This is a genomic window from Vibrio sp. 10N.222.52.C3, from assembly GCF_041474195.1.
GTDB classification, from domain to species: Bacteria; Pseudomonadota; Gammaproteobacteria; order Enterobacterales; family Vibrionaceae; genus Vibrio; species Vibrio crassostreae_C.
This window is the reverse complement of sequence record NZ_JBFRTQ010000009.1, coordinates 1-11,644: the sequence shown is the minus strand read 5'-3', so window position 1 is coordinate 11,644 and position 11,644 is coordinate 1. Positions and strand designations below refer to the sequence as shown.

The 11,644-nt window shown below is 44.8% G+C and carries 14 protein-coding genes; 13 read left to right on the top strand and 1 reads right to left on the bottom strand.

Translation table 11 applies throughout. The annotated features are described in order from the left end of the window. Nucleotides 1-137 precede the first annotated feature (137 nt). Nucleotides 138-719: a nucleoside triphosphate pyrophosphatase gene (locus tag AB4517_RS01125; RefSeq protein ID WP_017067204.1), complete on the bottom strand. Its 582-nt coding sequence runs from the start codon at nucleotides 717-719 to the stop codon at nucleotides 138-140. Nucleotides 720-868: 149 nt separating this feature from the next. Here AB4517_RS01125 and yceD point away from each other — a divergent pair, with 149 nt between their 5' ends. From yceD to AB4517_RS01060, 13 genes are all read left to right on the top strand, one after another. Further along, nucleotides 869-1,396, top strand: coding sequence for a 23S rRNA accumulation protein YceD (gene yceD, locus AB4517_RS01120; RefSeq protein ID WP_017062153.1), 528 nt, complete (start codon nucleotides 869-871; stop codon nucleotides 1,394-1,396). Nucleotides 1,397-1,431: 35 nt separating this feature from the next. Beyond that, nucleotides 1,432-1,602 (top strand): 50S ribosomal protein L32, encoded by a 171-nt coding sequence (rpmF, locus tag AB4517_RS01115; protein ID WP_004737376.1) that lies wholly within the window; start codon nucleotides 1,432-1,434, stop codon nucleotides 1,600-1,602. Nucleotides 1,603-1,611: 9 nt separating this feature from the next. Further along, nucleotides 1,612-2,637 (top strand): phosphate acyltransferase PlsX, encoded by a 1,026-nt coding sequence (gene plsX, locus AB4517_RS01110; RefSeq protein ID WP_017062152.1) that lies wholly within the window; start codon nucleotides 1,612-1,614, stop codon nucleotides 2,635-2,637. A 5-nt stretch (nucleotides 2,638-2,642) separates the two neighbouring features. Further along, nucleotides 2,643-3,593, top strand: a complete 951-nt coding sequence (locus AB4517_RS01105; RefSeq protein ID WP_017054985.1) for a beta-ketoacyl-ACP synthase III — start codon at nucleotides 2,643-2,645, stop codon at nucleotides 3,591-3,593. A gap of 80 nt (nucleotides 3,594-3,673) precedes the next feature. Next, nucleotides 3,674-4,597 carry an ACP S-malonyltransferase gene (gene fabD / locus AB4517_RS01100; protein ID WP_017063479.1) on the top strand — a complete coding sequence of 308 codons (924 nt, stop codon included), beginning with the start codon at nucleotides 3,674-3,676 and terminating at the stop codon, nucleotides 4,595-4,597. Between the two features lie 25 nt (nucleotides 4,598-4,622). Further along, nucleotides 4,623-5,357: a 3-oxoacyl-ACP reductase FabG gene (gene fabG, locus AB4517_RS01095; protein WP_010437280.1), complete on the top strand. Its 735-nt coding sequence runs from the start codon at nucleotides 4,623-4,625 to the stop codon at nucleotides 5,355-5,357. A gap of 166 nt (nucleotides 5,358-5,523) precedes the next feature. Beyond that, nucleotides 5,524-5,757 (top strand): acyl carrier protein, encoded by a 234-nt coding sequence (acpP, locus tag AB4517_RS01090; RefSeq protein ID WP_004737381.1) that lies wholly within the window; start codon nucleotides 5,524-5,526, stop codon nucleotides 5,755-5,757. A gap of 93 nt (nucleotides 5,758-5,850) precedes the next feature. Next, a complete protein-coding gene (fabF, locus tag AB4517_RS01085) occupies nucleotides 5,851-7,095 on the top strand; it encodes a beta-ketoacyl-ACP synthase II (protein ID WP_010437291.1) in 1,245 nt (414 codons plus the stop codon). A 104-nt stretch (nucleotides 7,096-7,199) separates the two neighbouring features. Beyond that, nucleotides 7,200-8,078, top strand: a complete 879-nt coding sequence (pabC, locus tag AB4517_RS01080) for an aminodeoxychorismate lyase (RefSeq protein WP_372147747.1) — start codon at nucleotides 7,200-7,202, stop codon at nucleotides 8,076-8,078. Further along, nucleotides 8,075-9,091: an endolytic transglycosylase MltG gene (gene mltG / locus AB4517_RS01075; protein ID WP_372147745.1), complete on the top strand. Its 1,017-nt coding sequence runs from the start codon at nucleotides 8,075-8,077 to the stop codon at nucleotides 9,089-9,091. Before pabC ends, mltG begins: the two co-directional genes overlap by 4 nt. Before the next feature lie 10 nt (nucleotides 9,092-9,101). Then, a complete protein-coding gene (gene tmk / locus AB4517_RS01070; protein WP_017062148.1) occupies nucleotides 9,102-9,734 on the top strand; it encodes a dTMP kinase in 633 nt (210 codons plus the stop codon). Between the two features lie 6 nt (nucleotides 9,735-9,740). Next, a complete protein-coding gene (locus AB4517_RS01065; protein WP_017062147.1) occupies nucleotides 9,741-10,706 on the top strand; it encodes a DNA polymerase III subunit delta' in 966 nt (321 codons plus the stop codon). Next, nucleotides 10,697-11,464: a TatD family hydrolase gene (locus AB4517_RS01060; protein ID WP_017063483.1), complete on the top strand. Its 768-nt coding sequence runs from the start codon at nucleotides 10,697-10,699 to the stop codon at nucleotides 11,462-11,464. Before AB4517_RS01065 ends, AB4517_RS01060 begins: the two co-directional genes overlap by 10 nt. Nucleotides 11,465-11,644: the final 180 nt, after the last annotated feature.

Sequence of the window (11,644 nt, the reverse complement as noted above, 5' to 3'; positions counted from 1 at the left end):
GTTCCTCGCTCTTGAGGATGACGACTTTTTAAAATCACGCTCTATATCATTAGTTGGTTAGATAAAATTGCGTGTTCCGCCATTCCCTAGACTGACGAAGGAAGGAGTAGGGATCTCTAACAAAGAGAGCGTATCCGTTATAGTACACCCATTCCTTGCGCTTCTAACATATCGACTAGATCGATCAGCGGTAAGCCGATCAAAGTATTTGGGTCTTTCCCTTCCATCTGTTTAAACAACGCGATGCCTAACCCTTCACACATAAAGCTACCTGCGCAGTAATAAGGCTGCTCTTTCTCAACATAACTAATGATCTGTTGCTTAGTTAAATCGCGGAAATGCACTACAAAGGTGTCGAGACGCGTGTCAGCTTCATTGGTTTCGTTGTTCCAAACCGAAAGCCCAGTATAAAAAGTAATGCTCTTGCCGCTTTGACGAGATAACTGCTCGATCGCTTTTTCTCGAGTGTGAGGCTTACCAATGATCTCTCCATCAATTACGCAAACCTGATCAGAACCGATGACTAAGCTAGGTTGCTCCACAACACAAGACTTAGCTTTGGTCTCAGCAAGGCGCATCACCAACTGTTGTGGTGTCTCTTCTGGAAGCGGCGTTTCATCGCAGTCTGGCTTGGCTGTAATGAAGCTTAACTGTAGTTTTTTGAGGATCTCTTGCCTAAATGGTGATGTAGAGGCTAAAACTAGTTGGTAATTTCTCATTTTAATTTACAATTCAAGGAAGCATTTATCTCAGGATAACGTAACTTGTCCTGCTATTCATAATGCTCTGAATAGGAAAGGCAGGAAAGTACATTTTTTTTGCCATTTCCTTTGACTAAACACGATTTGGAAGATAAGATTCGCGCCCTATGCAAAAGGAAAAAATACCGCGTACAGTTGATCCGGCAAGAACGGCTCAAAAACGACTCGATATGGATGGTATCATTCAGGTCAGTCTTTTGAAGCGTTTAACTGAAGCAACTGAAGGCGTAAAACGTGACGCGCAAGTCTCAATGTCATTTGGGCTTGATGAACAACGATTAGTCGTTATCTCTGGTAAAGCTAACGTCGAAGTCGATTTAGAGTGTCAACGTTGTAATGAGGTTTTCGCACATGAGTGCGATGTCCAATTTACTTATACTCCTGTTTACAGTGAGAAAAGTGAAGAGGAAGCACCGGAAGAGTACGATTTGGTAGATCTGAACGAGTACGGTGAGTTAGACCTGATTCAATTAGTTGAAGACGAGTTCATCCTTGGATTGCCACAAATAGCAATGCACGACGATGCGAAATGTAGCGTTAACTCAAATAACTTGGTGTTTGGTGAACTTCCTGAAGAAATTGAGGAAGACAAAAAGCCGAATCCATTTGATGTTTTAAAAAGCTTAAAGAAGTAATTGCTTCTTTAAGAATTTACATAGGAGTAGGGTCAATGGCCGTACAAAAGAGCAAGAAATCACGTTCAATGCGTGGCATGCGTCGTTCACACGATGCGCTAACTACAGCTGCACTTTCTGTAGACGCAACTTCAGGTGAAACTCACCTACGTCACAACGTGACTGCCGAAGGTTTCTACCGCGGCAAAAAGGTTATCAACAAGTAAGGTTGACCTTTGCAAAATCTAACCGTTGCGCTTGATGCAATGGGCGGGGACTTCGGTCCTCGTGTAACAGTGCCTGCCGCCGTGCAGGCACTGTCGTATTTCCCAGAGCTAAAAGTCATTCTAATAGGTGATCGAAACGCGATCACATCTCAATTATCTTCATTAGGTCGAATGCCTGATTCTCGTTTGAGTATCCAGCATTGTGATCGAGTCATTTCCAATTCTGAAAAACCTTCACTAGCCTTACGTAATAGTCAGGGTAGCTCTATGCGTGCCGCTATCGATCTGGTTGCCGAATCACAGGCTGATGCTTGTGTGAGTGGTGGTAACACTGGCGCACTGATGGCTTTATCCCGTTTCAGACTCAAGCTTCTTCCCGGTATTGATAGGCCTGCATTGGTTTCAGCTTTGCCTACTGCATCCGGAAATCGCACATGGATGCTTGATTTAGGGGCGAACGTTTCTAGTGACGCAGATTCACTGTTTCAGTTTGCTGTCATGGGCAGTGCATTAGCAGAACAACATTTAGGTCGCGCACCACGTGTCGCTATCTTGAATATCGGTGCAGAAGAAATTAAAGGCAATGACCTTGTAAAACGATGCGCTGAAATGTTGTCTAATACTCAGTCTGTGAACTTCATAGGCTATATTGAAGGTAATCAATTACTTCAAGATGCTGCTGATGTCGTCGTATGTGATGGTTTTGTGGGCAATGTCTGCTTAAAAACGTGCGAAGGTACGGCTCAGCTCTTTATTGATAAGCTAAAAACGCGCATGATGGCTTCAACAATAAAGGGTTGGATAGCCAGAATGCTGTTTTCTGAGCTATTTACTGAATTAAAAACCTTGAACCCCGACCAGTATAACGGCGCAAGTTTGTTAGGATTGCGCGGCATTGTCATTAAAAGTCATGGAAGTGCTGATGTGTCTGCAGTCGTCAACGCGATTGGTGAAGCAGTACACGAGGTCAAACGACAAGTCCCCAGCCGCATTAGCGATCGTTTGGAAGCGGTTTTACTCGAGAGGCATTATTAGTCTTCATGTATAGCAAAATTTTAGGTACTGGCAGCTACTTGCCATCTCAGGTGCGTACTAACGCAGACTTAGAGAAAATGGTAGAGACTAGCGATGAGTGGATCGTTGCTAGAACGGGTATTAAAGAGCGTCGTATTTCAGCGGAAAACGAAACCGTTGCTGATATGGCGTTTTACGCTGCTGAAAATGCCATTGAAATGGCAGGTATCGACAAAGAAGAGATTGATTTAATCATCGTTGCGACAACCAGCAGTAGCCACACATTCCCGTCTTCGGCATGTCAGGTACAAGGCAAGCTTGGTATCAAAGGCTGCCCTGCGTTTGATTTGGCTGCAGCGTGTTCTGGTTTTGTCTACGCACTGTCTGTTGCTGATCAACACATCAAGACTGGCATGTGTAAGAACGTTTTGGTAATTGGTGCTGATGCACTGTCAAAAACCTGTGATCCGACTGACCGCTCTACTATCATCCTATTTGGTGATGCAGCAGGCGCGGTGGTTGTAGGCGCAAGCGAAGAGCCAGGTATTTTGTCTACTCATATTTACTCTGATGGTAAATACGGTGAGCTTCTAAGCCTAGAAGTACCAGAGCGCGGCGGTGATGCAGACAAATGGCTGCACATGGCGGGCAACGAAGTATTTAAAGTGGCGGTAACTCAGCTTTCTAAGCTAGTTAAAGACACCTTAGCGGCGAACAATATGGATAAGTCAGAGCTTGATTGGTTAGTTCCACACCAAGCGAACTACCGTATTATCTCGGCAACCGCTAAAAAGCTGACGATGTCGCTTGATCAAGTAGTGATTACTCTTGATAAGCACGGCAACACGTCAGCAGCTACCGTACCAACGGCCCTAGATGAGGCTGTTCGCGACGGGCGAATTAAACGTGGTCAAACGCTTCTACTTGAAGCATTTGGCGGCGGCTTCACTTGGGGTTCTGCGTTAGTTAAATTCTAACCCTAAGCGATAATCAACAAACAAGGCACATAACTTATGTGCCTTATTCAATTTTTTGCTTTGCTTAAAGGAAAATTACAATGAGCAAATTTGCTATCGTATTCCCAGGCCAAGGCTCTCAAGCTATCGGTATGCTTGCTGACCTAGGCGAACAGTATGATGTTGTTAAAAAGACATTTGCTGAAGCTTCAGAAGCACTTGGTTACGATCTATGGGCATTGGTTCAAGATGGTCCTGTAGAAAATCTAAATGAAACTTTTCGCACTCAACCGGCTCTATTAACAGCGTCTGTTGCAATTTGGCGTGTATGGCAAGAGCTTGGCCTAGAGCAACCTGTAAATCTAGCAGGTCACAGCCTAGGTGAATATTCTGCTCTTGTATGTGCCGGCGTTATCGACTTTAAAGAAGCGATCAAGCTGGTTGAACTACGTGGTCAACTGATGCAAGAAGCGGTTCCTGCAGGTGTTGGTGCAATGTACGCAATCATCGGTCTAGACGATGAAGCGATTGCTAAAGCGTGTGAAGAAGCTGCGCAAGACGAAGTTGTGTCTCCAGTTAACTTTAACTCTCCTGGCCAAGTTGTTATCGCGGGTAACAAAGCTGCAGTAGAGCGTGCTGGTGCACTTTGTAAAGAAGCGGGCGCTAAGCGTGCACTTCCGTTACCTGTTTCTGTGCCGTCTCACTGTGCACTGATGAAGCCAGCAGCAGATAAGCTAGCAGTGGCTCTAGAAGCTCTAGAGTTCAACACGCCAGCATTGCCTGTTATCAATAACGTTGATGTTATTGCTGAAACAGACCCTGCAAAAATTAAAGACGCACTTGTTCGTCAGCTATACAGCCCAGTTCGTTGGACTGAAGGTGTACAAGCGATGAATGAGCAAGGCGTTGAGAAGCTACTTGAATTAGGCCCTGGTAAAGTTCTTACTGGCCTAACAAAACGAATCGTAAAAACTATGACAGCTGCTGCAGTTAACGACACTGCATCACTAGAAGCTGCTAAGTAAATAACCACTTAATAGAGAAGTTATGATGAATTTAGAAGGCAAAGTTGCACTAGTTACAGGCGCAAGCCGTGGTATCGGTCGTGCAATCGCTGAACTTTTAGTTGAGCGTGGTGCTAAAGTTATCGGTACAGCTACTTCTGAAGGCGGCGCAGCTGCAATCAGTGAGTATCTGGGTGAGAATGGTAAAGGTCTTGCTCTTAATGTCACTGATGTTGACTCAATTGCTGCTACACTGAAAACCATCAACGATGAATTTGGTGCGATTGACATTCTAGTTAACAACGCTGGTATCACTCGTGATAACCTACTTATGCGTATGAAAGACGATGAGTGGAACGACATCATTGATACTAATCTAACGCCTATTTTCCGCATGTCTAAAGCTGTATTGCGTGGCATGATGAAGAAGCGTCAAGGCCGTATTGTTAACGTTGGTTCTGTAGTTGGTACTATGGGTAACGCTGGTCAAGCTAACTACGCAGCTGCAAAAGCTGGTGTAATTGGCTTTACTAAATCAATGGCTCGTGAAGTTGCGTCTCGTGGCATTACAGTAAACACTGTAGCGCCTGGTTTTATCGAAACAGACATGACTAAAGCGCTAAATGATGACCAACGTGCAGCAACTTTGGCGAATGTACCAGCAGGTCGACTAGGTGACCCTCGCGAAATCGCTGAAGCTGTGGTATTTTTGGCGTCACCTGCGGCAGCTTATATCACAGGTGAAACACTTCACGTCAATGGCGGTATGTACATGGTGTAAATTATGTGCAACATTTGTGCATGATTTAAGTCAAGATCATACGTAATTTCGGTTAAAATCGTGAAAATTGTGGTTTGACCAGAAAAGTTGACCTTGCAACTTTCAATAGATTGAATAAACTACGGAAAACATCGCATAAAGCGAACTCTGTAAAGGAAAAGAAAAAATGAGCAACCTCGAAGAACGCGTAAAGAAAATCATTGTTGAACAGCTAGGTGTAGACGAAGCTGAAGTTAAAAACGAAGCTTCTTTCGTTGATGACCTAGGTGCAGATTCTCTAGACACAGTAGAGCTAGTAATGGCTCTAGAAGAAGAATTTGACACTGAAATCCCAGATGAAGAAGCTGAGAAAATTACTACTGTTCAAGCAGCTATCGATTACGTAACTAGCGCTCAGTAATAATCTCTCCCAGGCGGTCACCTCGACCGCCTGTGTTTTATCTAACTCATCTATCCTCATCTTAAATCACCTCAATCCCCGGAGTGTAAAATCGTGTCCAAGCGTCGTGTAGTTGTCACTGGCATGGGTATGTTGTCACCGGTAGGCAACACTGTAGAATCTTCTTGGAAAGCCCTGCTAGCTGGTCAAAGTGGTATCGTTAATATCGATCATTTTGATGCAACCAATTTCTCAACTCGTTTTGCAGGTCTAGTTAAAGACTTTAACTGCGAAGAGTATATGACTAAAAAAGATGCTCGTAAGATGGACTTGTTCATCCAGTACGGCGTCGCAGCAGGTATTCAAGCTTTAGATGATTCAGCCCTAACTATTACTGAAGAAAACGCTCCACGTGTGGGTGTTGCTATCGGTTCTGGTATTGGTGGTCTTGGTTTGATCGAAGCCGGTCACCAAGCTCTAACTGAAAAAGGCCCTCGTAAGATCAGCCCGTTCTTCGTACCGTCGACGATCGTGAATATGATTGCTGGTCACATGTCTATCATGCGTGGCCTACGCGGTCCAAACATCGCGATTTCTACTGCATGTACGACTGGCCTACATAACATTGGTCACGCGGCTCGTATGATTGCATACGGCGATGCAGACGCAATGCTAGCGGGTGGTGCTGAAAAAGCATCAACTCCACTAGGTATGGGCGGTTTTGGTGCGGCTAAAGCACTTTCTACTCGTAACGATGAGCCTCAAAAAGCTTCTCGTCCATGGGACAAAGGCCGTGATGGCTTCGTTCTTGGCGACGGTGCAGGCATGATGGTTCTTGAAGAGTACGAACATGCGAAAGCTCGTGGCGCTAAGATTTACTGTGAGCTAGTTGGCTTCGGTATGTCGGGTGACGCTTACCACATGACATCTCCAAGTGAAGATGGCTCAGGTGGCGCACTAGCAATGGAAGCGGCTATGCGTGATGCTGGCATTACTGGTGAACAAATCGGTTATGTAAACGCACACGGTACTTCGACTCCTGCAGGTGACGTAGCGGAAGTTAAGGGCATCAAGCGTGCTCTTGGCGAAGCAGGCAGCAAGCAAGTATTGGTTTCTTCTACGAAATCAATGACAGGCCACCTTCTAGGTGCTGCTGGTTCTGCTGAAGCTATCATCACGGCTATGTCTCTGGTTGACCAAATTGTTCCACCAACAATCAACCTAGATGATCCTGAAGAAGGCTTAGATATTGACTTAGTACCTCACACTGCGCGTGAAGTTAGCAACATGGAATATGCTGCATGTAACTCATTCGGTTTCGGTGGTACAAACGGCTGTTTGATCTTCAAAAAGATTTAATCATCTTATTAAAGACGTAAACACTCGTAGATAGTCACAATTAGACTTGTTTTTAAACGGCTTGATGCTTTAGCATTGAGCCGTTTCTTTTTATGGGGAAAAACATGTTTTGGGTTGATGGAGAAAGCCAGCAAACTATCGATATTTTGGATCGCTCGTTTCAGTACGGAGACGGCTGTTTTACGACAATGCTCGTGAGTGATGGTGAGATACAACATCTTCACGCTCATCAGCACCGTGTCGACGAGTGCCTTAAAGCACTACGCATTTCTGCTCTTGATTGGGATGTTGTTAGTCTTTGGCTCGATACTGCGCTTCAACACATCCAACATAACGCTCTTCATGGCACAAAGAGCCTTGATGGTTCAAAGAAGCTCCATAACGCCAACAAGCCTCATAATCAAAAAGCAGGGATCAAGCTGCACGTTAGTCGTGGAGCGGGTGGGCGTGGCTACAGTACCAAGAATATCGCCAAGCCGACAATCACCATCAGTACCTTTGATTACCCAAGCCATTATTCAGCGTGGCAAGACTCCGGTGTTGAACTCGGTATCTGCCATCAAGCGCTAGGTTTGAGCCCTCTACTGGCTGGCCATAAGCACAATAATCGCCTTGAGCAGATTTTGATGAAAGATGAAATGGATCAAGCTAATGAAGTGGATGGTGTGGTTCTTGATATATCGGGCAATGTGATTGAAACCACCATGGCCAATCTGTTCTGGCGCAAAGGTCAGTCGATATACACACCTCAACTCACTCAAAGTGGTGTCGCGGGGGTTATGCGTAAGCAAGTGTTAACCGCGCTGAATCAGGCTGAACTTTCCGTTACAATTAGTGACTACTGCTTATCTCAACTCATGCAAGCTGATGAGGTTTTCATGACAAACTCCATTTTAGGGGTTGCCCCAGTTACCCGTATTAGTGATACCCAATTTAACATTGGAACCGTTACTCGTAGCCTTCAAGGACAACTAAACTCGTGATCAAAAAGTTATTTATTTTTATTATCTTGTGCTTAATTGCAGCCGGTGCTGCTGGTTTTTATGTTTACAACCAAGCGCAAGATAACCTGAAACAAGTTATTCAATTAGAAAAACCACAAGTCGTGACTGTTGCTTCAGGTAGCAGCTTTAACCGCGTTCTAGCCCAGTTGATTAACGAGGGGCTGTTTGAGGCTTCTCCTTACGAGAAATTAATCCGTAAGTTACATCCTGAGCTTGTAGACGTAAAAGCGGGTACTTTCCTGCTTGAACCGGGTTTAACCTTAGAGCAAGCGCTACAGGTGCTTGTAGAAGGGAAAGAACACCAGTTTACTATTACCTTTGTTGAAGGCAGTCGTTTTGACGAATGGCTTGTTCAGCTAAAAGACAACGAATTCATTCAACAGACATTGGATGGCGTTTCTGAAAAAGAGATCGCTGAAAAGTTGGGTATTGAAAACGAAAAGCTAGAAGGTCTCTTCTTAGCAGAAACGTATCACTACACCTACGGCACCACTGATTTAGATTTGTTGAAGCGCGCGCATCGAGACCTAATGAGCGTGGTGAATGAAGAGTGGGAAAATCGAGCGGATAAGCTGCCTCTTAAATCGCCATACGAAGCGTTAATTCTTGCATCTATCATTGAGAAAGAGACCGCTGTTGCGTCAGAACGTGAGCGTGTTTCTTCTGTGTTTGTTAACCGTCTAAACAAGCGTATGCGTTTGCAAACTGACCCAACGGTTATCTATGGCATGGGTGACAGCTACGATGGCAACATCCGTAAGAAAGACTTACGCACGCCAACGCCTTACAACACCTATACAATGAGTGGCTTGCCACCGACACCTATCGCTATGGCAGGCAAAGCGTCTATCAACGCGGCGTTGAATCCAGAGAAGAGCAACTACTTGTATTTCGTTGCGAGTGGAACAGGTGGGCACGTATTTTCAAAGAGTTTGCCTGAGCATAACCGTGCAGTGCGAGCTTACTTAAAGCAATTAAGAAAAAACAGATAAAGAAATAATTATGAATCAGTCGAAATTTATCGTGGTTGAAGGCCTTGAAGGCGCTGGCAAAAGCACAGCAATCAATGCCATCGTTGAGACATTAAAAGCATCGGGTGTTGAAGATATTGTTAATACTCGCGAGCCGGGTGGTACTGTCTTAGCTGAAAAGATGCGTTCATTGGTTAAAGAAGAGCACGAAGGCGAGAAGCTTCAAGACATGACTGAATTGCTGTTGATGTATGCAGCACGTGTTCAATTAGTCGAGAACGTCATCAAGCCGGCACTCGCCAATGGTCAATGGGTATTGGGTGATCGTCATGATATGTCTTCACAGGCATACCAAGGTGGTGGTCGCCAGATCGCGCGCACGACTATGGAATCACTGAAAGCAACCACGCTAGGCGGCTTTAAACCCGATCTAACGCTATATTTGGACCTAGACCCTAGAGTAGGGCTAGAGCGTGCTAGAGGCCGTGGTGAGCTTGATAGAATTGAAAAGATGGACATCTCATTTTTCGACCGCACGCGTGAGCGCTATCTAGAAATTGCAGAACAAGATGATTCTGTACTTGTGATTAACGCGCAGCAAGAAATTGAGCAAGTAGCCGCTGATATTAAAGTCGCGCTAACTGCTTGGCTCGACAAACAGTAGGTAGTCATGGCTGAAGTGTATTCTTGGCTCACACCGGTATGGAGTGAGTGGAAAAAAAGTCTCGATGCGGAGCGTTTTCCTAACTCTGTGATTGTTAATGCACCGGAAGGGCTCGGCGTTGATGCTTTGATTAGCCAACTTACCGACGCATTGATGTGCACGAACTATGAAAGCGAGTCGTGCGGGTTTTGCCACAGCTGTGAGTTAATGAAGTCGGGCAGTCATCCTGATTTTCATGTGATCTCACCCGAGAAAGAAGGTAAGTCGATCACGGTTGATCAAGTGCGTGCCAGTAACCGCTGGGCTCAAGAGTCTTCTCAGTTAGGTGGTTTGCGCGTTATTTTGCTTAACCCTGCTGAAGCAATGAACGAATCGGCTTCCAACGCACTATTGAAAACTCTGGAAGAGCCATCAAGCAAGTGCATCTTCATTCTGTCTACTCGTAACAGTAATCGCTTAATGCCGACTATTATTAGCCGTTGTCAGCAATTCAATGTGGTTAGTCCGCAGTTAGAGACAGCATCAGCGTGGTTAGATGGTGAAGTGGGCAAAGCGGTACCGCAGTATATTTTAGCACTCAATGACAACGCGCCTTTAAAAGCAAAAGCGATGTTTGAGCAAGGTGGCGTTGAAGCTTCAACAAAAGCGCTCGATGGCTTTGTGAATGTGATAAAAGGCACTCAACCTGACATGCTAAAGTTCTCTACAGAGCTTAGCAAAGACCCTTTGATTCAACTTGGCTGGCTTTGGCATCTATTGTCAGATGTACAGAAGCTGCATTTTGGTTTGGCGAATCAGGCTTTCACTCCGAGTGCGAAAGCACTGTGTGAGGCGATGTCTTATCAAAGTGCTTATGCAGCATCGAATAAACTGCTGACATTGATTGAGCAGTTAAAGCAACACCCTGGGCTCAATACGGAGCTACTCATAATGAATTGGCTGATAGCCACTTGCGAGGAAACATGTTCGTAGATTCCCACTGTCATTTAGACAAACTGGATTACCAAGATTTACACACCAGCGTAGAAGATGTGGTTAACAAGGCGAAGGCTGCTAATGTAGACCAATTGCTTTCTGTCGGTGTGACACTCGATTCGTTTGAAAATATGCTCGAGATGATCTCGCCGTTTGATAACGTTAAAGCCTCTTGTGGCGTTCACCCTCTCGATGTTGAAAGTGATTTCAGCCTAGAGACAATGCGTGAATACGCGAGCAACCCTAAGGTTGTGGCGATTGGAGAGACAGGTTTAGATTATCACTACCAACCAGAGACGGCGGAGCTGCAACAGCTACGATTTAAGCAGCATGTTGAGTTAGCCGTTGAGCTGAATAAACCTTTGATCATTCACACTCGTAACGCACGTGAAGACACATTAGCTATTTTACGTGATGGCGGAGCTGAGAAGTGTGGCGGTGTGATTCACTGCTTTACCGAAGATCAAGCATTCGCAGAAGCAGCAATGGAACTAGGTTTCTATATCTCAATTTCAGGCATTGTGACCTTTAAGCAGGCTACAGAACTTAAAGAAGTTGTTAAAAACCTACCGCTAAACAGGTTGCTGATCGAGACGGATTCTCCATACTTGGCGCCCATTCCATATCGTGGAAAGCAGAATCAGCCTGCATATGTCGTCGAAGTGGCGGCCTACATTGCGCAATTAAAAGGTGTGTCGATGAAAGAGGTTGCCGAACAAACGACCAAAAATTACCAAAAACTTTTTTTGCGATAAAAATCTAAGTAAACAAATAAAAGGGAGCAAAAGCTCCCTTTTTGTGTTTTTGATCACCAAAAATACGTTTTTTTTTAATGTTTACGAATTATGTTGAACTTGAGAGCGCTAATTATAACATTTGTAATTTTGTTACTAAAAATAACATTCGCTCCTATTTTATTTACCCAGTAAAATAAT